24 protein-coding genes are annotated in these 23,165 nt (G+C 33.4%); 21 read left to right on the top strand and 3 right to left on the bottom strand.

All coding sequences use genetic code 11. From position 1 onward, the window contains the following. Positions 1 to 31 precede the first annotated feature (31 nt). The 7 genes from cmk to ACVPPR_RS04635 all read left to right on the top strand — a co-directional run bounded on the left by cmk (position 32) and on the right by ACVPPR_RS04635 (position 5,874). Positions 32 to 697 (top strand): (d)CMP kinase, encoded by a 666-nt coding sequence (gene cmk / locus ACVPPR_RS04665; RefSeq protein ID WP_462303756.1) that lies wholly within the window; start codon positions 32 to 34, stop codon positions 695 to 697. 98 nt (positions 698 to 795) lie between these two features. Next, the gene (gene rpsA, locus ACVPPR_RS04660) at positions 796 to 2,040 is read left to right on the top strand and encodes a 30S ribosomal protein S1 (RefSeq protein ID WP_462296975.1); all 1,245 of its coding nucleotides are present in this window, start codon (positions 796 to 798) and stop codon (positions 2,038 to 2,040) included. Positions 2,041 to 2,128: 88 nt separating this feature from the next. After that, positions 2,129 to 3,439: a ribosome biogenesis GTPase Der gene (gene der / locus ACVPPR_RS04655; protein WP_462296976.1), complete on the top strand. Its 1,311-nt coding sequence runs from the start codon at positions 2,129 to 2,131 to the stop codon at positions 3,437 to 3,439. Positions 3,440 to 3,640: 201 nt separating this feature from the next. Beyond that, complete coding sequence (locus ACVPPR_RS04650; RefSeq protein ID WP_409022511.1) at positions 3,641 to 3,916, top strand: HU family DNA-binding protein; 276 nt, start codon at positions 3,641 to 3,643, stop codon at positions 3,914 to 3,916. 155 nt (positions 3,917 to 4,071) lie between these two features. Beyond that, positions 4,072 to 5,331, top strand: a complete 1,260-nt coding sequence (locus ACVPPR_RS04645; protein ID WP_462303755.1) for a tetratricopeptide repeat protein — start codon at positions 4,072 to 4,074, stop codon at positions 5,329 to 5,331. Positions 5,332 to 5,415: 84 nt separating this feature from the next. Next, the gene (locus ACVPPR_RS04640) at positions 5,416 to 5,568 is read left to right on the top strand and encodes a hypothetical protein (RefSeq protein ID WP_462303754.1); all 153 of its coding nucleotides are present in this window, start codon (positions 5,416 to 5,418) and stop codon (positions 5,566 to 5,568) included. Between the two features lie 57 nt (positions 5,569 to 5,625). Further along, positions 5,626 to 5,874, top strand: coding sequence for a GNAT family N-acetyltransferase (locus tag ACVPPR_RS04635; protein ID WP_462303753.1), 249 nt, complete (start codon positions 5,626 to 5,628; stop codon positions 5,872 to 5,874). Positions 5,875 to 5,891: 17 nt separating this feature from the next. Here ACVPPR_RS04635 and ACVPPR_RS04630 read toward each other — a convergent pair whose 3' ends face one another. Continuing rightward, on the bottom strand, positions 5,892 to 6,722 hold the full coding sequence (locus ACVPPR_RS04630; protein ID WP_462303752.1) for a site-specific integrase: 831 nt from the start codon (positions 6,720 to 6,722) through the stop codon (positions 5,892 to 5,894). A gap of 95 nt (positions 6,723 to 6,817) precedes the next feature. Then, the gene (locus tag ACVPPR_RS04625) at positions 6,818 to 7,747 is read right to left on the bottom strand and encodes a YitT family protein (protein WP_462303751.1); all 930 of its coding nucleotides are present in this window, start codon (positions 7,745 to 7,747) and stop codon (positions 6,818 to 6,820) included. Positions 7,748 to 7,840: 93 nt separating this feature from the next. Between ACVPPR_RS04625 and dapB the strand changes: the two genes are divergently transcribed. From dapB to ACVPPR_RS04600, 5 genes are all read left to right on the top strand, one after another. Continuing rightward, positions 7,841 to 8,626 carry a 4-hydroxy-tetrahydrodipicolinate reductase gene (gene dapB, locus ACVPPR_RS04620; RefSeq protein WP_462303750.1) on the top strand — a complete coding sequence of 262 codons (786 nt, stop codon included), beginning with the start codon at positions 7,841 to 7,843 and terminating at the stop codon, positions 8,624 to 8,626. Further along, positions 8,623 to 9,837, top strand: coding sequence for a CCA tRNA nucleotidyltransferase (locus ACVPPR_RS04615; protein ID WP_462303749.1), 1,215 nt, complete (start codon positions 8,623 to 8,625; stop codon positions 9,835 to 9,837). Before dapB ends, ACVPPR_RS04615 begins: the two co-directional genes overlap by 4 nt. A gap of 73 nt (positions 9,838 to 9,910) precedes the next feature. Next, the gene (locus ACVPPR_RS04610) at positions 9,911 to 11,806 is read left to right on the top strand and encodes an ABC-F family ATP-binding cassette domain-containing protein (protein ID WP_462303748.1); all 1,896 of its coding nucleotides are present in this window, start codon (positions 9,911 to 9,913) and stop codon (positions 11,804 to 11,806) included. Between the two features lie 7 nt (positions 11,807 to 11,813). Further along, positions 11,814 to 12,761 carry a thymidylate synthase gene (locus tag ACVPPR_RS04605; protein WP_462304776.1) on the top strand — a complete coding sequence of 316 codons (948 nt, stop codon included), beginning with the start codon at positions 11,814 to 11,816 and terminating at the stop codon, positions 12,759 to 12,761. A 26-nt stretch (positions 12,762 to 12,787) separates the two neighbouring features. Continuing rightward, on the top strand, positions 12,788 to 13,282 hold the full coding sequence (locus ACVPPR_RS04600) for a dihydrofolate reductase (RefSeq protein ID WP_462304775.1): 495 nt from the start codon (positions 12,788 to 12,790) through the stop codon (positions 13,280 to 13,282). 50 nt (positions 13,283 to 13,332) lie between these two features. Here the strand turns inward: ACVPPR_RS04600 and trhA are convergent, their stop codons facing one another. Continuing rightward, entirely contained in the window at positions 13,333 to 13,974 is a 642-nt protein-coding gene (trhA, locus tag ACVPPR_RS04595) for a PAQR family membrane homeostasis protein TrhA (RefSeq protein WP_462304774.1), read from the bottom strand. A gap of 139 nt (positions 13,975 to 14,113) precedes the next feature. Here trhA and ACVPPR_RS04590 point away from each other — a divergent pair, with 139 nt between their 5' ends. The 9 genes from ACVPPR_RS04590 to topA all read left to right on the top strand — a co-directional run bounded on the left by ACVPPR_RS04590 (position 14,114) and on the right by topA (position 23,151). Next, positions 14,114 to 14,962, top strand: a complete 849-nt coding sequence (locus ACVPPR_RS04590) for a DegV family protein (RefSeq protein ID WP_462296989.1) — start codon at positions 14,114 to 14,116, stop codon at positions 14,960 to 14,962. Between the two features lie 82 nt (positions 14,963 to 15,044). Then, complete coding sequence (locus ACVPPR_RS04585; RefSeq protein WP_462296990.1) at positions 15,045 to 15,944, top strand: SGNH/GDSL hydrolase family protein; 900 nt, start codon at positions 15,045 to 15,047, stop codon at positions 15,942 to 15,944. Between the two features lie 10 nt (positions 15,945 to 15,954). Beyond that, on the top strand, positions 15,955 to 16,581 hold the full coding sequence (locus ACVPPR_RS04580; protein ID WP_462304773.1) for a YpmS family protein: 627 nt from the start codon (positions 15,955 to 15,957) through the stop codon (positions 16,579 to 16,581). Positions 16,582 to 16,596: 15 nt separating this feature from the next. Then, a complete protein-coding gene (locus tag ACVPPR_RS04575) occupies positions 16,597 to 16,818 on the top strand; it encodes a YozE family protein (protein WP_462296992.1) in 222 nt (73 codons plus the stop codon). Positions 16,819 to 16,833: 15 nt separating this feature from the next. Beyond that, positions 16,834 to 18,282, top strand: coding sequence for a S41 family peptidase (locus tag ACVPPR_RS04570; protein ID WP_462304772.1), 1,449 nt, complete (start codon positions 16,834 to 16,836; stop codon positions 18,280 to 18,282). A 142-nt stretch (positions 18,283 to 18,424) separates the two neighbouring features. Continuing rightward, on the top strand, positions 18,425 to 19,273 hold the full coding sequence (ylqF, locus tag ACVPPR_RS04565) for a ribosome biogenesis GTPase YlqF (protein ID WP_462296994.1): 849 nt from the start codon (positions 18,425 to 18,427) through the stop codon (positions 19,271 to 19,273). A gap of 2 nt (positions 19,274 to 19,275) precedes the next feature. Beyond that, the gene (locus ACVPPR_RS04560; RefSeq protein WP_462304771.1) at positions 19,276 to 20,043 is read left to right on the top strand and encodes a ribonuclease HII; all 768 of its coding nucleotides are present in this window, start codon (positions 19,276 to 19,278) and stop codon (positions 20,041 to 20,043) included. A gap of 46 nt (positions 20,044 to 20,089) precedes the next feature. Beyond that, a complete protein-coding gene (gene dprA / locus ACVPPR_RS04555; RefSeq protein WP_462304770.1) occupies positions 20,090 to 20,959 on the top strand; it encodes a DNA-processing protein DprA in 870 nt (289 codons plus the stop codon). Positions 20,960 to 21,054: 95 nt separating this feature from the next. Then, positions 21,055 to 23,151 (top strand): type I DNA topoisomerase, encoded by a 2,097-nt coding sequence (gene topA / locus ACVPPR_RS04550; RefSeq protein WP_462296997.1) that lies wholly within the window; start codon positions 21,055 to 21,057, stop codon positions 23,149 to 23,151. The last annotated feature ends 14 nt before the right edge of the window (positions 23,152 to 23,165 follow it).

The following is a 23,165-nucleotide window of genomic DNA, read 5'->3' as shown; positions in this document are numbered from 1 at the left end:
CAATCCATATTTTTATGGAGGAATTAGCCAGATGAAAAATAATATTCAAGTTGCAATCGATGGCCCAGCATCAGCAGGGAAAAGTACTGTTGCTAAATTGGTTGCCAAAAAATTAAACTATGTCTATTGTGATACAGGGGCAATGTATCGAGCAATCACTTTCGAAGCGATGGCAAAGAAGATTGCGCTTGATAATGATGATAGATTAGTTCGTTTATTAAAAGAGACAACAATCACTTTTAAACCAGCTGATCCGGAACAATTGGTTTTTATAAATGATCAAGATATTACACAAGCTATTCGCCAACCTGAGGTGACAAATAATGTTTCAACAGTTGCTGCGCAAGAAGGTGTCCGGCAAGAACTGGTGAAAAGGCAACAAGAAATCGCTGAAAATGGTTCTATCGTTATGGATGGCCGTGATATTGGGACAACTGTCTTACCAAATGCTGAAGTTAAGATTTTTTTAATTGCTAGTGTTAAAGAGCGAGCACTTCGTCGATTTAAAGAAAATCAAGTTAAAGGTATTGATACAACACTTGATGTCCTAGAATTTGAAATAGCTGAACGAGATCGAAAAGACTCTACTCGTGAAATTTCGCCACTTGTTCAAGCTAAAGATGCTATACTTGTAGATACAACTTCAATGGATATTGAGGCTGTTGTACAAAAAATAATGGAAATAATCAACAAATAATGAAATAAAATATGAAAGTTGAGTATTAGCACTAGTAATTACTCTTCATTTCAGCTAAAATAATAAATAGAGTTTATTCGCTAAGGAGGACATTGTCCATGAGTAATATTGAAGAAAATAATGATTTACTAGAAGCACTAAATAGTGTAATTGAAGTTAAGGTTGGTTCTGTTATAAAAGGTGAAGTTTTAGCGATTGATGATGCTAAACAAGTCATTGTTGGTATTGAAGGCGCCGGTGTTGAAGGTGTCGTTCCAGCAAAAGAACTAGCACTTAAAGCTGGCGAAGAAACAGAAGACGTTGTCAAAATTGGTGACGTTATGGATTTAGTCGTTATCTCAAGTATTGGTGGAGATAAGGAAGGTGGTAGTTACTTACTATCACAAAGAAGAATTGCTGAACGTGAAGTTTGGAATGACTTACAAAAATTGGCTGATGACGATGCTACAATTGAAGCAACAGTTACACAAGTTGTTAAAGGTGGATTAGTTGCTGATGCTGGTGTCCGTGGTTTCGTACCTGCTTCAATGATTGATGATCGTTTTGTTGAAGATTTATCAAAATACAATCATCAAACATTAGATTTCAAGATTATTGAAATTGATCCAACTGAAAATAGATTAATCTTGTCACATAAAGCTATTGTTAAAGCTCAAAGAGATGCTCAAAAAGCTGAAACACTTAAAACATTAACAGTTGGTGAAATTGTAACAGGAACAGTTGCTCGTCTAACAAACTTTGGTGCATTCGTTGACCTTGGTGGCATTGATGGACTTGTTCATATTTCAGAAATTTCATACAACCGTATTTCTAAAGCTGAAGATGTTTTATCAGTTGGCGAAGAAGTTAAAGTTAAAGTATTGGCAATTGATTTAGATAAGAACCGTATCTCATTGTCAATCAAACAAACATTACCTCAACCATGGGATAATGTTGAAAACGATATTCATGTTGATGACGTCTTAGATGGTACTGTTAAACGTTTGACGACATTTGGTGCATTTGTTGAAGTTATGCCTGGAATTGAAGGATTAGTTCATATTTCACAAATTTCTTACACACATATTGCAACACCAGGTGAAGTTCTAAAAACTGGTCAAGCCGTTCAAGTTAAAGTCCTTGAAGTACATCCAGCAGAACATCGTTTAGCTTTATCAATTAAAGCACTTGAAGAAAAACCAGCAACAGAAGAAAAACCAGAAAAGAAAAAAACAGTTAAAAAAGCTGCACCAAAAGCTAAAGCTTCTAAATCAACAATGAGTGGTATGCCAGAAGAAAGTACTGGTTTCACACTTGGTGATATTTTAGGTAAAGCATTAGAAGATGCAGATACTAACAAATAATTAAAATATTATTTTTAAGTAACGACTGAACTGTGGTTCAGTCGTTTTTATTATTACAAAAGATTTTTAGAGAGTGAGGTTATCGTCTATGGCAAATCCTGTTGTAGCAATTGTTGGACGTCCTAATGTTGGAAAGTCTACAGTTTTTAATAGAATAGCGGGTGAACGAATTTCGATTGTTGAAGATACGCCCGGTGTTACACGAGATCGTATTTATGCGCATAGTGAGTGGTTAGCGCAGAAATTTAGTTTAATTGATACTGGTGGTATTGATATTGGTGATGAACCTTTTTTAACACAAATCACTGAACAAGCACAAATTGCGATTGATGAAGCTGATGTGATTGTTTTTCTTGTAAGTGTAAAAGAAGGCGTAACTGATGCTGATGAAAAAGTTGCTAAAATTTTATATCGTTCTGATAAACCGGTAATTTTAGCCGTTAATAAGGTTGATAATCCAGAATCACGACAAGATATTTTTGATTTTTATTCACTGGGATTTGGGGAACCATTCCCACTTTCTGGAAGTCATGGACTTGGTGTCGGTGATTTGTTGGATGAAATTACAAAAAAATTCCCTGAGAATATTCCTGATGAAGATGATAGTCGAATTAAATTTAGTTTGATTGGTCGTCCTAACGTTGGTAAATCTTCGTTAGTGAATGCGATATTAGGTGAAAATCGAGTCATTGTTTCACCTATCGAAGGGACAACGCGTGATGCAATTGATACAGCTTTCGATTCGGAAGAGGGCGATATGTTCTCAATGATTGATACGGCTGGTATTAGAAAACGTGGGAAAGTTTATGAAAATACTGAAAAGTATTCTGTCCTACGTGCTATGCGGGCGATTGATCGTTCTGATGTTGTCTTGGTCGTGTTGAATGCTGAAGAGGGTATTCGGGAACAAGATAAGAGAGTGGCTGGATATGCTCATGAAGCAGGTCGTGGTATTATTATCGTTGTTAATAAATGGGATACACTTGAAAAAGATAATCATTCACTTTCTGATTTTGAAGCTAACATTCGTCAAGAGTTTGCTTATCTAAGTTATGCGCCCATCATTTTCGTGTCAGCTATTACACAACAACGTTTAACTAAGATACCAGCGTTAATTAAACATGTGAATGAGAATCATAGTCGTCGTATTACATCTTCAGTCTTGAATGATGTCATCATGGATGCTGTTGCTCATAATCCAACACCAACTGATAATGGTAAACGATTAAGAATTTACTACGCAACACAGGTAGCAATACAACCACCTACGTTTGTTGTATTTGTTAATGATACTGATTTAATGCATTTTTCATATGAACGTTTCTTAGAAAATCAAATAAGAACATCATTTGATTTTGAAGGAACACCAATTCATGTCATTGAAAGAAGAAGAAAATAAATTCCAATTGATAAAACGCTATCATTATATCTTTTTTTCTTCTAAAGTGGCTAAATACCTTGATGTCATACGTTTTGTATGGTATCTTAAATAAAGAATTAGTAGAGTAATCTCTGGTTCTGTTATTATTATTTAGTTAAAATAATAACGGCTGAATATCTCTTTAGATATTCAGATATATTTTAGGGGAGGTGAAACATTATGGCAAACAAAGCACAATTAATCGAAAATGTTGCAAAAGAAACAGGATTGACGAAAAAAGATGCTACTGTCGCAGTTGACGCTGTATTTGGTTCAATCCAAAGCACATTAGCTACAGGCGAAAAAGTTCAATTAATCGGTTTCGGTAACTTTGAAGTACGCGAACGCGCTGCTCGTAAAGGTCGTAACCCACAAACAGGTGAAGAAATTCAAATTCCTGCAAGTAAAGTACCTGCATTTAAACCAGGTAAAGCTTTAAAGGATTCTGTTAAATAAGACTTAGAAAAAGCTAGTACAATTCATTTTGTACTAGCTTTTTCATTCTATAATTTATTTTATAGACAATAGCCAGGTAAGAGATTACTGGCTATTGTCTGCATGATAGATTAAACTGATCCATATTGATTTAATTAAGGAAGGGAAGTTATGTAATGACACATTCAGAAATTATGTTGGACTATTTGGACGAGGGCCAAATTGATGAAGCAATGAAAGAATTTGCTAAAGCATTGAGAAAAGATAATGATGCAACCTTGTTTAGTTTGGCTGAAGAACTGTATAGTTTAGGCTTCTTAGCGCAATCTAAGCGTACTTATGAAAGATTGTTGGAAAAATATCCAGAAGAAGACACATTAAGAACATTCTTAGCAGATATTGCGATTAGTGAAGGCAAATCTGATGAGGCACTTAATTATTTGTCAGAAATTGATGAAGATTCAGATGCATACCTACAATCTCTTATGGTTGCGGCTGATTTGTACCAAACGCAAGGTATGTTTGAAGTTAGTGAAAATAAATTATTGACGGCATATAAATTAGCACCAGATGAGGAAGTTATTCAATTTGCTTTAGGTGAATTATATTTCAATACGAAACAGTTTAGTCAGGCAATTGGGTTTTATCTTGAATTAATTAAGGCAGGTCAAACTGAGCTTTCGCAAGTTAACCTCGTTCAAAGATTAGGCGTTAGTTACGCAAATAGTGGTCAATTTGAAAAAGCAATGGCTTATTTGGAACAGATTCATTTAGAAAATATGGATTCTGATACTAAATTACAAATGGGATTAACGTATTTACAATTAAATGATCAACAAAAAGCAATTGATATTCTTTATGATTTGAAAGAAGAAGATCCTTCGTACACGTCACTATATCCAATTCTTGGGCAAGCACTGACAAGCGAGAATCGATTGAATGATGCGTTACTTGTCTACCAAGAAGGTTTAGCAGTTGATGAGGTAAATGATACGTTATATGAACAAGCAGCTGTTGTTGCCTTAAAATTGGATGATGAAAAGCAAGCAGAAAAATATTTGAATAAAGCAATTGCTGTTAATCCAGATAATACGGGAATATTGCTTCAATTAAGTAACTTATTAGTTAAGCAAGAACGTGATGATGAAGATATAAAATTGTTAGAAGATATAAAAAGTGATGGCGATGTGGATCCACAAATATTTTGGAATTTGGCAATTTCGTATGAAAGGCTTGAAGATTATGAAAAAGCTGAAGAAAATTATTTAGAAGCCTATCCATATTTTACTAATCAACCTGATTTTTTAAGATCTGTTATATTTGTCTTTAGAGAAAATGGGCGACAAGAGGAATTACAAGATGCAATCAAGCATTATTTAGCACTTGTTCCTGATGATCAAGAAATTATCGACATTCAAAATGACGCAAATTATTAAATTAGAAAAAGATAGTTATACCAATATGAAGGGTATGAGCTATCTTTTTTTAGTGTATCTATTTGGTTGAAGGGAGTGATTAAAATGGCAAAGATTCATTTAGTTACGCCAAAATTAGAAGATAGTGATGAAATATTTAATTTAATTGTTCATAGTCGGTTTGAACTAACCCAATGGCTTCCTTGGGTAGATTTTATGAAATCTAGTGCTGATGAAATTAATTTTTTACGTAAATAACTTCAAGATAAAACTAAATTGACATTCGTTATAAAAATTAGTGGAGATATCGTTGGTATGATTGATTTACATGAGATAAATTGTTTAGAGAGAACAGCTGAAGTCGCCATTGGGAAAGGGACTGTATCGGTGGCGTTGAGGATGCTTGAAGAATTGGCTCACAGAGATTATGAAATTAAAAATTTGAAAATAATTTTAAACTTGAATAATAAAAAGAGTGCACAAGTGGCCAAACGAAATGATTATCGATTCGTAGAAAAAAGTGGCCAAAATTTATATTTTGAAAAGGAATTAGGAAAATCCTAATTCCTTTTTTAATACGTTTAAATAGTTAATTTCTGTTTAATTATTAAATGACGATAGTATAAAAGTGAACTTGGATCAATTCTTAATTTGGCCATAAGTTCTGAATCTGGTGCTGTGTTATTAGTGAGAATAAAAAAGCAAACAGCTGATTGGTATAGCGAACTTGGTGAGCTATTAGGTTCAACAAAGTGTAAATCTTTCTTTAGATATTTATGTAGACCAGGTAAAGATAATAAGGGGGATTGATTATTTTTGCGTAATTTTAAAAAGCAATCATCAGATTGTTGCATATCTTGTAGTTGTTGAATATAAATGTCAAACTGATTCAAAAAAATTTGTTCTGTCTCTGAGAAAATTAACTGCTTAAAAGAACGATAAAATCCAGGTTGTAAGATTTCTGAAATTTTATAGAAGTGTCGTGTCATTAATAAAACAAGTCGAGAATAGTAACTAATGTCTGAATTTAAAAGATAGAAGTCAAAGTTTACTAACCAATCAAATGTTAAAATAGAACTGCTACTATTTTTTTTACCCTTTAACATTAGAGTTGGGATATGGGTATTAATCTGATGAACAAATAAGTATTTAAAATAACCATTCAAATGTGATAAAACCTTTGTATATGTTGAATTTTTAATTTCTCGTTTGTCTTGAAGCATGACTAGATACTGTCGGATGTCTTCTTCTAAAATCGTTTCAACACTGTTAGAGGTTTGATAAGTGATATTAAAATGGAGAAGGTAATTAAAAAAATCATGAATATCGTGATTATATTCTAAAATCGTTGATTTAGATAAAGAACGAGACCTTAATGATAAATTAAAAGCTTGTTTATAGGGATAATTCATTTGGAAAATCTCCTTAGTAATAAATAATAAGTTACTTTAACTATAACGCATTTAAAAAGAAAACGCACTGCAAAAATCGCAGTGCGCAAAACAAGTTATTTATTAAAAATCTGACTTATTTTATTCTTTTTCTGCCGATCATAACTAAATCCTTGACCTAATACCTCATTAACATTGCTAATCGAGACAAATGCATTTGGATCTAGCGTTTGTATTATTTCTTTTAATTGATGAAGTTCATTTCGGTTTATGACAATATAAATCATTTTTTTATCTTGGTGAGAATAAGATCCCTCACCATTAATATAGCTAACGCCTCTTTCTAATTTGGACCAAATTTCATTAGTAATCATTTGATACTGATTGCTAATAATTAAGATGCCAAGCCCGGAGTAACTGCCTTCAAGCGTGAAATTGACAATTCTTGAGAAAACGTATGAGCTTAATAGGGTATACATCATATGTCTAAGGTCCAAGTAACTGAGTGATATAATTAGTACAGCGACATCAAGCGCAAGAATTGTTTTTCCCATTTGAATGCCACGTGTTTTTTCTAAAATTCGTGCAACGACATCCGTACCGCCAGTTGTACCGCCAAAACGATAAACCAATCCAGAACCCAAACCACCGAATGCACCCGCAAGTATACCTGCTAAAAATAAATCATTATTCACATCAATATGAATTGGGACACGTTGCCAAATCCATAAAAAAGCTGATAACATTATTGTTCCATAAATAGTGTAAATTAATGAGCGCTTACCTAAGAATCGGTAACCAATAATGATTAATGGAATATTAATTGCAAGTGTTGAATAGGCTGGATCAATGTGAAACCAATAACGTAAAATTAAAGTTACACCGGTGATACCACCTTCAGCCAGATGATTTGTGATATTAACAGTTGCTAGTCCGAATGCATAAAAACAGCACCCAAGAGCAATCATTATTAAATCTATTAATTTAATTCGTTCATTTTTTAAAATTGGGTTCACCTCCTGAAGTAAAGTTCCTTTGATTATCATACCATATTATTGATAAATGTCTGGCGACTAACATTTTAAATCTAGTATAAATCTGTTAAACTAGATTGTATTAATTAAAAGAGGAGGATTACTATGATTAAAGTTTTGGTCGCTGGATTTAAGGGACGAATGGGTACCACTACAACGAATATGATCTTAGAAAATCCATTATTTGAATTAGTTGGTGTTTACAGTACATCAGCTACAGAAAAAAATATAAATGAAATTGCTGACTATAAAACACATGATGTACCAATATTTAACGATTTAGAAAAAATAAATGTGGCAGCTGATGTTTGGATTGATTTTACTGTTCCAAACGCTGTTTTAAAAAATGTTAAATTCGCTATTTCAAAACATATATCACCCGTTGTTGGGACAACGGGTTTATCAGAAGATAATATAAATGAACTGAAGCAACTGGCTAAAGCTGAAAAGTTAGGTGGCTTAATTGCACCTAACTTTGGGATTTCCGCTGTGTTATTGATGCAATTTGCACAACAAGCTGCTAAATATTTACCTGATGTTGAAATTATTGAAATGCATCATGATAAAAAATTGGATGCCCCAAGTGGGACTGCTTTGAACACCGCAAAATTGATTGCTAAAGTTCGGGAACCTAAAGTTCAAGGAAATCCCGACGAAAAAGAGACATTACCTGGTGCAAGAGGGGCTGACTATGAAGGTATGAAAATTCATAGTGTCCGATTGCCTGGATATGTTGCGCATGAACAAGTATTATTTGGTGGAAATGGTGAGGCTTTAACTATCCGTCAAGATTCATTTGATCGCATTTCATTCATGTCTGGTGTTGCCGTAGCCGTTGAAAAAATAGGTCAATATGAAGAATTATTTGTTGGATTGGAAAATATTTTATGATTGTTTCTAATCTTGCGGATGATTTTATTAATGCAGAACCAGTGATTACGGCCATTGAAGATGCTGGATTTGAAGCTTATTTTGTTGGAGGTAGTGTGCGGGATACCATTTTAAAGTTGCCTATTCATGATATTGATATTGCGACTAGTGCATATCCCAATGAAATTAAAGAAATATTTAATAAAACAGTTGATACTGGCATTCAACATGGGACAGTGATGGTTTTAGATCATGGAGAAGGCTATGAAATCACCACTTTTAGGACAGAATCAACTTATCAAGATTTTAGACGTCCGGACCATGTTGAATTTGTTCGTTCATTAGAAGAGGATTTAAAACGTCGCGATTTTACAATTAATGCATTGGCAATGACTCATGAGGGCCAGATTATTGATTTATTCGGTGGCTTACAAGATTTAGAAAATCATCTTATAAAAGCAGTTGGTAAAGCTGATGAGCGTTTTAATGAAGATGCACTAAGAATGATGAGAGCGATTCGTTTTGCAAGTCAGTTGGATTTTACAATTGAGGAAGAAACCGCTAGGGCATTGGAAAAACATGCACCACTTTTGAAGAAAATTGCCATTGAACGTATTCATATTGAATTCGTTAAATTACTATTAGGGAACAATCCTAAAATTGGCTTACAACATTTCGTTAAGGCTGATTTAGCACGATATTGTCCTGAATTTGATAAATATTTACCAGAATTAATGAATATGTCACAAATATCAACCATTAAATTAACCTCGGAAGTAGCTGCTTGGTCGTTAGTCATTCATGTCTTAAAAATAGCAGAATCTGATATTAGTCGATTTTTAGTGGCATGGAAAAGTTCAAATGAGCTGATTACAAATGTTCAAGTTGTTATTAAAGCACTAACGGGTATCTTAAATGACACTGTTAGTCGAGAACTGATGTATGAGACAGGATTAGAACGTTTGCTAATTGCCAATGAAGTTGCAACAATCTTTAATAACCACTTAGATGCTAAAAAATTGGCAACGACTTATGAGCAACTCCCTATTAAGTCGAAAAAAGAGATGGTTATCAATGGTGGTCAATTAATAAAAGAAGTCGGTATTCGACCAGGTGAAAAGTTAGGTCGTATTTTAGCTATATTAGAACATCGCATTTTAATGGAAGAAGTTCCAAATGAATCAACTCAATTATTAAGATTAGCTGAACAATTAATGTCAGAATTAACGTAATTTAGAAATTACAAGACGTGTTCAGTAAATTTAACCTATAAAAGAGAATCAAATTAGATAAGAGAGTGATGACATGCAAACACTAAGAGTCGAACATTTAAAGAAAACATATGGTGAAAAGACATTATTTGACGATTTAAATTTTATCGTCAATGAAAAAGATAGAATTGGATTGATTGGAACTAACGGTTCAGGGAAAACGACATTGTTAAATGCGTTGACTGAACTTGATCCAGCTGATTCAGGCGATTTAATTAAACCTAATAATTACCGCATGAGTTATTTAAAACAAATTCCTGAATTAAATGACGATATGACCATTATGGAGGCAGCGTTTGAAGGGGCTTCACCTGTTTTTGAAACTATTCGCCACTATGAAGCAGTTTTAACAGCATACAGTGAACATCCTGAAGATGAAAAATTACAGCAACGTTATTCCGATGCAGAAGATCGCATGAACCGTGAAGATGCATGGAATGCCGACAACGACGTTAAAACCATTTTGACGCAATTGCAAATTACTGATTTAACACAAAAAGTCGCTACTTTGTCTGGTGGACAGAAAAAAAGAGTTGGGTTAGCTCAAGTCTTGATTCAAGCACCTGACTTATTAATTCTTGATGAACCTACTAATCATTTAGATTTTAGCTCGATTGAATGGTTAGAAAGCTATCTTAAAACGTATAAAGGCGCTTTAATTGTTGTTACTCATGATCGTTACTTTTTAGACCAAATTGCGAACCAAATTTTAGAATTATCATTTGGTAAGTTGTATGCTTATGAAGGTAACTATCAAGATTTTGTTGCTCAAAAAGCTGAAAGAGTGGCTCAAGAGGTTACGGCAGAACACAAAGAACAACAGTTATATAAAAAAGAATTAGCTTGGATGCGAACGGGTGCCAAAGCTAGATCAACAAAACAACAAGCACGCATTAATCGATTTAATGATTTAAAAGAAAATATGAATTCGTTACAAATCGATCAAGACGTTTCAATTGGATTAGGACAACAACGACTGGGTAAAAAGGTCATTGAATTAAAAGATGCTAGTTTAGTTTTAGAAAATCATAAAATTATAGATCATTTTAATGAATTAATTCAAGCAAGTGACCGAATCGGGATTACTGGTAAAAATGGTGCTGGTAAATCAAGTTTACTTAATGCTATTGCCGGTAAGTTACCGCTTAATTCTGGTGAATTATTAATGGGTGAAACAGTTAAATTAGGGTATTACCAACAACAAACTGAACCGATTCCTGGTGACAAAAGAATGATTAGTTACCTGAATGAAATTGGTGAAAATGTTGAAAACAAGCACGGTGAACGAATCAGTACCACGCAACTTTTGGAACAGTTTCTTTTTCCTCGATTTATGCACGGAACGTTAATTAGACAACTATCTGGTGGCGAAAAAAGAAGACTTTATCTCCTTAAATTGCTTATGCAACAACCAAATGTTTTGTTATTAGATGAACCAACAAATGATTTAGATATTGGAACATTGACTGTTCTTGAGGATTATTTAGAATCATTCAATGGTGCTGTTATTACGGTTTCTCATGATCGATATTTTTTAGATAAAGTTGCAGATCAACTTCTTATTTTTGAAGGTGATGCTAAAATTAAGCGTTATACCGGATTGTTTACATCATATCTTGCAAATAGTGCAATACAAGATGAGACAGTAACAGCGAATAAGGCTAAAACTGTTGAAACTGAAACTATTTCAAATGACAAAGCCAAAATTAAATTAACTTATGCTGAACAAAAAGAGTTTGAAACAATTGAACAAGAAATCGATACGTTAGAAACTAAAAAAGAAAAAGCCGAAAATGATATGGCAAGTACCGACGGCAATGATTTTGTGGCACTAAGTGATTTACAATTTTTAATTGATAAATTAGATACTGAAATCGAAGAAAAAATGACCCGTTGGGACTACTTAGGGAAATATGCAGAAAAGGAGTAATTATCATATGGAAGAAACGTATTTACAACTCGAACGTGATATTTTAGAACATGGAAATGATAAGACTGATCGTACACAGACTGGAACTAAAAGTCTTTTTGGTTATCAAATGAGGTTTGATTTAAGTCAAGGATTTCCATTACTAACGACTAAAAAAGTACCATTCGGTTTAATTAAAAGTGAATTGTTGTGGTTTTTAAAAGGTGATACCAATATTCGCTATTTATTAAAACATAAAAATCATATTTGGGACGAATGGGCTTTTAAAAACTATGTTGAAAGCTCTGAATATAATGGCCCAGATATGACTGATTTTGGTCATCGTTCACTTTCAGACCCTGATTTTAAAAAAGAATATAACAGTCAAAAGAAACTTTTTTGCGATAAAATTATTGAAGATGATGCGTTTGCTGAAAAATTTGGCGAACTGGGTGATGTTTACGGAAGTCAATGGCGTAAATGGAAGACGAGGCAAGGGGACACAATTGATCAAATTAAAGATGTTATTGAAGCAATCAAAAAAACACCTGATTCTAGAAGATTAATTGTATCAGCTTGGAATCCAGAGGACGTCCCTAATGTCGCCTTACCTCCCTGTCATACATTATTCCAATTTTATGTGGCCAATGGTAAATTGAGTTGTCAATTATATCAAAGAAGTGGTGATGTTTTTTTAGGTGTTCCATTTAATATTGCTAGTTATGCGTTATTAACCCATCTAATTGCAAAAGAAGTTGGACTCGAAGTTGGCGAATTTGTTCATACGTTAGGTGACGCACATATTTATAATAATCATATGGATCAAGTGAAGGAACAGCTGACTCGTGACGTTCAACCAATGCCCAAGTTGTGGTTGAATCCGGATAAAAATAGTATTTTTGATTATAATATGTCGGATATTAAAGTTGAAGGTTATAATCCAGCACCTCCAATTAAAGCACCTGTTGCCGTTTAATCGTTTATTCTATAAGGAGATTACGCATGATTAATTTTATTTGGGCCGAAGATAATGAGCATCATATTGGATATCAGGGGAAATTACCTTGGTATCTGCCAAATGATTTAAAATTTTTTAAGGCAACAACTCTCAATAAGGTCATTGTGATGGGTAGAAATACATTTGAAAGTTTCCCAGGATTATTGCCAAATCGAATTAACGTTGTTGTCTCAAGTCAAACAGATTTGATTGAAACAGATAACTTGAAAATTGTCCACTCGATAGCTGAATTGAAGACTTTATTAGGAAACTATACTGGTGATATTTTTATTATTGGTGGCGCAACTTTATTTTCAGAAATGTATTCAAGCGTTGATTGTCTGTACCAAACGAAAATTGATGCTATTTTCGAGGGCGATGTGACCATGATTCCTATCGAATATCACGATTGGAAATTGGTCAAAACAATTCCTGGTATCGTTGATGAAAAAAATAAATATAAGCATGAATTTAGAATTTATGAAAAAAATAAGCACTAAAAAAGTGAAGTTACACTCAAAGATTGAGTATAGCTTCACTTTTTACATTTTCAAGTATAAAATAAAATTGAAAAGAACATTAAGCCTGTACCTAGCATCACAAACAGGTGCCAAACAACATGTAAATATTTGACGCCATTAATACTATAAATGCCCGCACCAATTGTGAAGGCCAAACCACCAGAAACTAATAACCAAAAACCGGTTACGCCAAGACTAGAATAGAGTGGGAACATAGCACTTAGGCAAAGCCAACCCATAATCAGATAAATAATTGTTGAAATTGTTTTGAAATGACCTAACCAGATTGATTTATAAATAATTCCCAAAATGGTCATGACCCAAATAATTCCAAATAATGTCCAACCTAATGCGCCACCAACAGCGATAAGGCAGTAGGGAGTATAAGTCCCTGCAATTAAAATATAAATACTGCTGTGATCAAATATTTGAAAAACGGTTCTTGCCCGTGTAAAAATTAAACTGTGGAATAACGTCGACGTTAAGTAAAGTAATACTAAAGATGAGCCATAAATGGCATATGATGTAATTTCTAATGCACTTCCATCATGAGTTCCTTTGATAATTAAAAGAATTAATCCTGCTATGCTTAATCCAAAACCAATGCCATGGGTCACGGCGTTTAACACTTCATTCAAAATGAGGTAGCGCCTACTGTAATTTTGTTCCAAAAAAACACCTCAGTCATTAATTTCTATGTGAAATAGACTAGCATGTCTGATATACTAGACATTAAACATAGAAAAGTTTATAGTGACGTTATTGTATCATGATTAAAAACTTTTGTTAAGAAAGTGTGGATGAAGAAACATGTCAAACATTAAAATAGTAACAGATTCATCTGTTGGATTAATAGATGCTGAAGTAAAAGAAAACAACATTAATATTATACCTTTAAGTGTTATGATAAATGATTCGATTTACGTTGAAGGTGAATCAATTACAAATGACGAATTCGAAGAAAAAATGGAAACGTCAAAAACATTACCAAAAACAAGTCAACCACCGATTGGAACTTTTGTGGAAATGTTCGATAAACTTGGCTCAGATGGAAGCCAGGTCCTTTCACTTAATATGACAGATCAAATTAGTGGGACGGTGCATACTGCAGAACAAGCTGCACAAATGAGTCAATCAGATGTGACAGTTGTTGATACACGATCTACTGATCGAGGTATGGCATTCCAAGTTTTAGCAGCAGCTAAATTAGCAAATGCTGGTGCATCAATGAACGATATTTTAACAAAAATCGCTGAAATTCGTGAAAATTCAACCTTATATATGGCTGTTATGACCTTGGATAATTTAGTTAAAGGTGGCCGTATATCAAGATTAACAGGAGTCCTTTCAAGCGTTTTGAATATGAAAATCATTCTTGAAATGATAGATGGTGAATTAAAAATTAAAAATAAAGGCCGTGGTATGAAGACGGTTAATAAGTTTGTTTCAGATTTAGTTGAAGAATTAAAAACAACACCTCACGTTAAATCAATTGGTATTTCTCATGCTGGAAATGAAAAAAAAGCATTTGAAGTTCGTGATTTATTACAGGCGGCAGTTCCAACAATAGATATTCTAGTTCGCCAAACAGCTCCTATTATTGCCACACATGGTGGTCCAGGAGCATTTGCGGTTATGTTTTATGTAGATAAAGACTAAGAATCTTAAATGATCACATTTAAACTGGTCCAAAAACAACTGTTTTTGTCCAGTTTTTTTAATCTTAAAAAGGAATGATTTTTTGAAATTTTTAAAAAGCTTTTTAATCACTATTTTAAGTATTATGGTACTAAGTGGCGTTATATTTGGCGGTATGTGGTTTGCAACGGGCCATTTTTCAAATCAAAATTTAATTACAATTCCACACAAAAAAAAGGCGATTAAATTAGTAGCACTTGGTGATTCTTTAACGCAAGGTGTAGGAGATACAACCAATAAAGGCGGATTTGTACCATTGATTAAGGCAAAAATGAATGCTAAGCAACAAGTCAAAGTCACATCTTCTAACTTTGGTTTATCAGGAGATCGAAGTGACCAAATCTATGCTCGTCTAAAGAATCAGCCTAAGATGCAAAAAACGTTATCAAAGGCCAATGTTGTAACTTTAACAGTTGGTGGTAATGATTTATTGCAAGTTATTCAAAAAAATATTTTATCTAATGACGTGACTAAATTAAATAAAGCAATAACTGCTGAAGAGCTGACGTATACAACTAAATTAAACGAATTATTTAAAGAAATTCGGAAATATAATAGTAGTGCGCCTATCTATGTCATTAGTGTCTATAATCCATTTTATGTTTATTTTCCCAATATGAATAGTATGACGACAATTGTTCAATCATGGAATAAAACGACTAATAAAGTTGTTAAGGCTGACAAAAATAGTTACTTTGTTACAATCGCAAAACAGCTTTCTGAGGGACAATATTATGGTAAAACAAATACGTTAACTAAAAAATCAGACAATTCCGATTTATCTGGGTTATCTGGTTTTAACCTTGAGAGTGTTTTACAGGAAAAAGATGAGAAAAACGATTATATTTCTGTAACAGATCATTTTCATCCGAATAATAAAGGCTATAAAAAAATGACCGATTTATTATACGAATCAATGCAAAAAAATCATTTATTTAAATAATGGGAGAGTTATGGCTAAGAGATCAGAACAAATTCACGTAAAATCTAAAAAAAATTTTAACGCATGGAAAATAGCATTTATCGTGTTACTTTCTTTATTAATTGGTACGATGCTTTATCTTTTTGTTAGTGTGGCAAGCCAGTCGCAAGACCAAAAAACATTAACAACGCAAACGAATTCAAAAGCAACAGAAAGAACAAACCTTAGTGTTGAAATGAATAAGGAACAGCTAAATGGAACGATTAATTATTATTTAAAATCAATTCAAAAAGGACAATCAATTAAATATCGATTTTTGGTAGATAAATCTGCGATCTTAATGGGTACAACAAATGTTTTAGGGCAAAATATTTCGTTTACGTTGTACTCTGATCCGGTTGTGACACCTAATGGAAATATCGTATTAAAAACCAAATCAGTTGCTGTCGGTTCATTACCAGTTCCTAAAAAATTTATCATGAATTATGTAAAAAAGGCATACACATTACCAAGCTGGATTACCATTGATAGTCAAAAGCAAACAATTATGCTTAACTTAAAAGAGCTAGATATTGAAAATGGTATACAGGCTAGTGCGACAAAAATTGATTTAAAGAACAATATTTTTAAATTCGATGTATCTATTCCCTTAAATTAAACGAGGTATAATTTTATGAGACAAACATTCTATCAATTTTTGATGACCGAACGTAATGATCACGGTATAGATGAAGTGGCACAATTTGCGAATAATGCTTTTTTTGATCAAAGTTTCCCAAAACTATCAGATAATTATGATTTTGTATCCAATTATCTTGAATTAAATGCGGGCTATTTGCCTTCAATGACCATCTTTGATGATGCTTGGGCACGATATTTAGACAAAATGAATTAGTGGAGGTTTTTAAACATGGAAAAAAGAAAAAAAGCAAGACGGTTTAAAGCCGATCGTCATTTTTGGACATTGTTAGGTTCAATTTTTTTAGCATTCATTATTGGTGCCGCAGCAATGTATTTTTTTGCAATTAAACAAATTAATAAAGAAGTTAGCTCGTTACAAAGTACCAATTCAGATTTAACTAAAATTGAATCTGTATATTCAACGTTAAACAACTCTTATTATAAAAATATAAGCAAGAAAAAATTAATTAATGGTGCAATTAATGGAATGGTTGATGCAACTGGAGATAAATTTACGTCTTACTTAGGTAAAGCTGACGCAACTGATTTAAATTCAACTATTACAAGTAAATTTGTTGGTATTGGTGCGGAAGTTAAACTTAATAAGAAAAATATCCAAATTGTATCCGCCATCAAAGGAACGCCTGCTAAAAAAGCAGGTTTGAAGACAGATGATATTATTCAAAAAATAGATGGTAAATCAATTTATGGTGATAGCTTAGATAAAGCTGTTTCAAAAATTCGTGGTAAAAAGGGAACTACCGTTAAATTAACTATTAAACGTGATTCATCAACTTTTAATGTTTCAATAAAACGAGATGATATCCCTGTTAAAACGGTTTATAGTAATCTTTCGAAGAAAAATAAAAAAGTTGGCTATATTCAAATTAGTACTTTTTCTGAGAATACGTCTAAAGAAGTTAAAGCTGCAGTAAAATCCCTTAGAACAAAAGGTGCTACATCATTTGTTCTTGATGTTCGTGATAATCCAGGTGGTCTTATGGATCAAGCATTGACAATTGGGTCAATGTTCTTAAAAGATGGTAAAACAATCATGCAAGTTAAAGCCAAAACTGGAGATCCGCAAGTATATAAAGCTGGTAAAAAGTATGATTCCGGGTTTAAAGTTACGGAAAAAACAGTTGTTATGATTAATAAAGATAGCGCAAGTGCTTCTGAAATTTTAGCAGCCGCACTTAATCAATCGGGTCATGACAAATTAATTGGTTCTACTTCTTATGGTAAAGGAACTGTTCAAACAATCAGTACTTTTACTGATAAGACAGAATTAAAAGTTACGATTGCTAAATGGTTGACGCCTGATGGTTCTTGGATTAACAAAAAAGGAATCAAACCAACTGTTTCGGCTGATTACCCTGCATATGCTTACTCAGCACTAATCAATACTGATAAAACATACAAAAAAGAAGATGTTTCAACTCAAGTTAAAAATATACAAACTTATTTAAAGGCACTTGGTTATTACAAAAATAAAGATAATGGCTATTACGGTACATCAACGGTTAACGCCGTTAAGGCTTTGCAAAAAGCCAATAAATTGAATCAAACGGGTGAAGTTGATAAAAAAACGGCTTTAAAAATTGAAACTTTGATTCAGGAGAAACTTTCAAAAGATGATCCTGCATACGATGCGGCAATTAAAGCAGCCACAAATTAATAAAAGACTGGAGAGAGTGAAACTAAATAGCGGAACTCTCTTCTTTTTGTGCATAATTTAAGGTATTCTGATTAAGAACGTTAAATATAAAGAATTAAGCAAGTTAATCAAAAATTTTCTTGGCTTAACAAGGAGAATTTAAATGACAGTAATCCAATGGTTCCCAGGACATATGGCAAAAGCCTTACGATTAGTAAAAGAAAAATTGAGTTTAGTAGATATTGTACTCGAATTAGTTGATGCAAGGTTACCTGAATCATCTAGAAATCCACAACTGGAGCAACTACTTGCCACAAAACCTCATGTGATGGTTTTGACAAAAAAAGATATGGCTGATCCTAATGTGACTGCTCGTTGGTTGCATTACTATGAAAGTAAAGGGATTCCAGCTGTTGCTGTAGATAGTCAGCATGGACAACTAAATGCGATTGAAAAGAAAATAAATGTCGTTTTAAAAGATAAATTAGCGTTACGAGAAAGTAAAGGGATTATTCAACAACGTGTTAAGGTAATGTGTATTGGAATTCCTAACGTTGGAAAATCAACATTATTAAATCATTTAGTAAATAAAAATGTTGCCATAACAGGTAATCGACCTGGTGTAACAAAAGCACAACAATGGTTAAAAGCTGGGAAATCAATGTCACTTTTAGATACACCCGGTATTTTATGGCCAAAATTTGAGGATCAAAAAATTGGTCAACGTCTTGCTTTAACTGGCGCAATTAAAGATTCTTTATATTCAAAAGATGATATCGCCTTGTATGGATTAGAGCATTTTAAACAAACAAATCCAAAGGCATTACAAGAAAAATATAAATTAACTGATGAGCAAATGGCGATGAGCGATGTTGATTTATTATTAGCTTTAACAAAAAAAATGGGCTTTAAAGAGGATTACGATCGTGCAAGTGAGCGTGTCATTTTTGACATTAGACAAGGAAAACTTGGTCGTTATACCTTAGAGATTCCGCAATTAGGTGGCGAATAAACGTGTCTGAACTCACAATTGCTCAAATAAAAACACAATTAATTGATCATCCTTCAGATGATTTTATTCAAGAAATTACTGAAGATCCTCGTAAAGGTGTTATTAAACTTTTGGCACAATATCATAATCGACAAACAAAAACTCTTGAACACCAGGCTTCTTTTGAACATAGGTTATTGATAGAAAGAAATCTTTGGCAAAACGGTATTCCGTATATTGCTGGGATAGATGAGGTTGGCAGGGGGCCGTTAGCTGGCCCAGTGGTTAGTGCGGCCGTTATTTTACCTCATAATTTCAACTTAGTTGACGTAAATGACTCTAAAAAATTAACAGCTAATAAACGTGAGGCACTATATGGTCAAATATTAGCTGTGGCGATTTCTGTAGGTGTATCCGTGATAGATAATCAGATTATTGATGAAGTTAATATTTATCAAGCCACTCGAATTGCTATGTTGGAAGCTGTCAATTCATTAGATGTAAAGCCACAACAATTATTAATTGATGCCATGACAATTGATAGCGATATTCCGCAAGAAAGCTTCATTAAAGGTGATTCTAAAAGTGCTAGTATCGCAGCGGCTAGTATTGTGGCTAAGGTTTACCGTGATCATTTGATGACCTTTTATAATGAATTGTATCCGGGATATGATTTCACTCATAATGATGGTTACGGAACTAAAAATCATTTAGCAGGACTTGATGAATTGGGCGTAACACCAATTCATCGTCAAACATTTGAACCAATCAAATCAATGCTAAAAAAATAACCAATTGAATACGTACCTTATTAGTATTAACTAATAAGGAGAACTCATGACAATAAGAGAAACTTTCATTAAACTTAGATTATGTTCAGAAATTACGTATATTGGTGAAAATAAACTTTTTGATTGGTTACAACAAAATCCAAATTATACAGATTTAACTTTGGAATTAATCAATCATATTCTAAAATTTAATAGTAAAAAAAGAGCCAACTTTAATAGGGTCTATACTAGTGCTTCGTTGCAGGCTGAAGTTGTTGCTAATGAAGCACATGCCACAATTGTAACTATTATTGATGAAAATTATCCGTATCGGTTGAAAGAATGTTATCGGCCACCAATTGTTCTTTTTATGCGTGGTAATTTACAACTATTAAATCGGCAATCACTAGCTGTTGTTGGTGCTCGCCAAAGGACAGCCTATTCAATAGAAGCTATTCGATTGTTATTACCGGCAGTTGTTGAAAGTAAAAAAGTTATTGTAAGTGGATTAGCAACTGGTGTTGATACACTTGCACACCAGTTTTCAATCGCTAATGAAGCTGATACGATTGCAGTAATTGGGACTGGTTTAAATAGATACTATCCAAAAATAAATAAAGAATTACAAATTGAGATTAGTCAAAAAGGACTTTTAATTTCCGAATATGGACTCAATACGGGACCTGAACGAAATCATTTTCCAGAACGGAATCGAATTATTGCAGGTCTGTGTGAATGCCTATTAGTTACGGAGGCTAAGCATCATAGTGGTAGCTTAATAACTGCTAACTTGGCGTTACAAGAAAATCGCACGGTTTTGGCCGTACCAGGATCAATTTCAAGTCCACTTTCACTTGGTTGTAACGAGTTGATAATAGCCGGCGCAATGCCAGTTATTAATGGTCAACAAATACTTGAAGAGTTTTACGAAAACTAATTACGCTTGACAAGCCTCTCTATCATGCTTTAAGATTACTTACGATTTTAAAAATGTTATTGCTACCAATATAATTACGATGAAGGAGTTCAATTATGCCAGTAACCAAGAAGAAAAAAAGAACACCGGCTAAGAAAAATCTAGTTATTGTTGAATCACCTTCTAAGGCCAAAACAATTGAAAAATACTTAGGAAGTAGCTATCATGTCGTAGCTAGTCTTGGACATATTAGAGATTTACCTCGAAGCAAGATGGGTGTCGATGTCGAAAATAACTATGATCCCCATTATATTTCAATTCGTGGCAAAGGTGATGTCATTAAAAGTTTAAAAAAAGAAGCGAAAAAAGCGAAAAATGTTTATCTTGCGGCCGATCCTGATCGTGAGGGTGAAGCAATTGCTTGGCATTTATCGCACATTTTAGATTTGGATATTACAGCAAAAAATCGTGTTGTTTTTAATGAAATTACAAAAGATGCAGTAAAAAATGCTTTTAATGAGCCTCGGTCAATTGATATGAATCTGGTTGATGCGCAACAAGCTCGTCGTATCCTTGATCGATTAGTTGGTTATTCAATTAGCCCTTTACTTTGGGCAAAAATAAAAAAAGGATTGAGCGCAGGTCGTGTTCAATCTATCGCTTTGAATTTAATTATTGAAAGAGAAAAAGAAATTCGCGCCTTCCAACCTGAAGAATATTGGACCATCGATTCTGAATTTAAAAAGGGCAAAGAAAAGTTTGATGCTGCTTTTTATGGTATCAATGGAAAGAAAAAAGCACTCAAAACTAACGATGATGTTCAAAAAGTGATGACTTTAATAGACACAAAAGTTGATTTTGATATCACTGCCGTTACAAAAAAAGAACGAAAAAGATTTCCCGCATTACCCTTTACAACAAGTACCATGCAACAAGATGCTAACAGAAAATTAAATTTCCGTACAAGAAAAACTATGATGGTTGCACAACAATTGTATGAAGGAATTCATCTTGGAAAACAAGGGACTGTTGGGTTAATTACTTATATGCGTACCGATTCAACTCGTGTATCTACAACGGCTAAACATGAAACTGCTCAATATTTACATGAAAAATATGGTGCAGAATATGCCGCTACCAAGCCAAGAAAAGGGAAACTACAAGAAGGCGCCCAAGATGCCCATGAGGCTATTAGACCTTCATCTGTCTTACGTACGCCTGCTTCAATGAAAGATTATTTGAGTAACGATCAAATGAAATTATATAAGTTAGTTTGGTCACGATTTGTTGCTAGTCAAATGACACCTGCAGTTATGGATACAATGTCTGTATCCATTGAACAAAATGGGGTCGTTTATCATACTTCTGGTTCAAAAACTAAATTTGCTGGATACACAAAAATTTATGAAGATAACAAAAAATCAGATAATATATTACCTGATTTAGAAGTTGGCGATCATGTTAATTTGGCTAAAAATCAGCCTAATCAGCATTTTACTCAGCCACCTGCTAGATTTACTGAAGCTAATTTAATTAAAACACTTGAAGAAAATGGTGTAGGGCGCCCATCAACGTATGCGCCAACGTTGGATACCATTCAACGCCGTTACTATGTAAAATTAGTTGCTAAACGTTTTGAGCCAACTGAATTAGGTGAAATTGTTGATGATATGATTGAAGCTTATTTCAGTGATATTGTGAACGTTAAATTTACTGCTGAGTTGGAAAAAGGTCTTGATGACATCGAAGTCGGGGACGAGAATTGGGTTAAAGTCGTTGATGATTTTTATAAACCTTTTTCAAAAAATGTTGAACATGCTCAAGAAACAATTGAAAAAGTTCAAATTAAAGATGAACCCGCTGGATTTAATTGTGAAATTTGTGGGTCACCTATGGTTGTTAAAATGGGACGTTATGGAAAATTTTTCGCATGTAGTCGATTCCCAGATTGTCGTAATACAAAGGCAATTGTTAAAGAAATTGGTGTTATTTGCCCATTATGTCATCAAGGTGAAGTCATTGAACGTAAATCTAAACGTAATCGTTTATTCTATGGATGTTCAAGGTATCCAGATTGTGAGTTTGTTTCATGGGATAAACCAATTGGCCGTGAATGTCCTAAGTGTCAACATTATTTAATTGAGAAAAAAGTCAAAGGCGGCAAACAAGTTAAATGTAGCCATTGTGACTACGAAGAAGCCGTTCAAAAATAAATCAGATTATCTGG

Source organism: Dellaglioa sp. L3N (genome assembly GCF_054941095.1).
This window is presented reverse-complemented; position numbering and strand designations above follow the sequence as displayed.

Bases quoted from the DNA above. Each gene is read 5' to 3' on its own strand.
- ACVPPR_RS04580 (WP_462304773.1), top strand. From the start codon at position 15,955: ATGGCTAAGAGATCAGAACAAATTCACGTAAAATCTAAAAAAAATTTT.
- ACVPPR_RS04605 (WP_462304776.1), top strand. From the start codon at position 11,814: ATGGAAGAAACGTATTTACAACTCGAACGTGATATTTTAGAACATGGA.
- ACVPPR_RS04640 (WP_462303754.1), top strand. From the start codon at position 5,416: ATGGCAAAGATTCATTTAGTTACGCCAAAATTAGAAGATAGTGATGAA.
- rpsA (WP_462296975.1), top strand. From the start codon at position 796: ATGAGTAATATTGAAGAAAATAATGATTTACTAGAAGCACTAAATAGT.
- ACVPPR_RS04575 (WP_462296992.1), top strand. From the start codon at position 16,597: ATGAGACAAACATTCTATCAATTTTTGATGACCGAACGTAATGATCAC.
- ACVPPR_RS04600 (WP_462304775.1), top strand. From the start codon at position 12,788: ATGATTAATTTTATTTGGGCCGAAGATAATGAGCATCATATTGGATAT.
- ACVPPR_RS04590 (WP_462296989.1), top strand. From the start codon at position 14,114: ATGTCAAACATTAAAATAGTAACAGATTCATCTGTTGGATTAATAGAT.
- cmk (WP_462303756.1), top strand. From the start codon at position 32: ATGAAAAATAATATTCAAGTTGCAATCGATGGCCCAGCATCAGCAGGG.
- ACVPPR_RS04645 (WP_462303755.1), top strand. From the start codon at position 4,072: ATGACACATTCAGAAATTATGTTGGACTATTTGGACGAGGGCCAAATT.
- ACVPPR_RS04570 (WP_462304772.1), top strand. From the start codon at position 16,834: ATGGAAAAAAGAAAAAAAGCAAGACGGTTTAAAGCCGATCGTCATTTT.
- ACVPPR_RS04630 (WP_462303752.1), bottom strand. From the start codon at position 6,722: ATGAATTATCCCTATAAACAAGCTTTTAATTTATCATTAAGGTCTCGT.
- ACVPPR_RS04635 (WP_462303753.1), top strand. From the start codon at position 5,626: ATGATTGATTTACATGAGATAAATTGTTTAGAGAGAACAGCTGAAGTC.
- ACVPPR_RS04610 (WP_462303748.1), top strand. From the start codon at position 9,911: ATGCAAACACTAAGAGTCGAACATTTAAAGAAAACATATGGTGAAAAG.
- topA (WP_462296997.1), top strand. From the start codon at position 21,055: ATGCCAGTAACCAAGAAGAAAAAAAGAACACCGGCTAAGAAAAATCTA.
- dapB (WP_462303750.1), top strand. From the start codon at position 7,841: ATGATTAAAGTTTTGGTCGCTGGATTTAAGGGACGAATGGGTACCACT.
- ACVPPR_RS04615 (WP_462303749.1), top strand. From the start codon at position 8,623: ATGATTGTTTCTAATCTTGCGGATGATTTTATTAATGCAGAACCAGTG.
- ylqF (WP_462296994.1), top strand. From the start codon at position 18,425: ATGACAGTAATCCAATGGTTCCCAGGACATATGGCAAAAGCCTTACGA.
- ACVPPR_RS04625 (WP_462303751.1), bottom strand. From the start codon at position 7,747: ATGATAATCAAAGGAACTTTACTTCAGGAGGTGAACCCAATTTTAAAA.
- dprA (WP_462304770.1), top strand. From the start codon at position 20,090: ATGACAATAAGAGAAACTTTCATTAAACTTAGATTATGTTCAGAAATT.
- der (WP_462296976.1), top strand. From the start codon at position 2,129: ATGGCAAATCCTGTTGTAGCAATTGTTGGACGTCCTAATGTTGGAAAG.
- ACVPPR_RS04650 (WP_409022511.1), top strand. From the start codon at position 3,641: ATGGCAAACAAAGCACAATTAATCGAAAATGTTGCAAAAGAAACAGGA.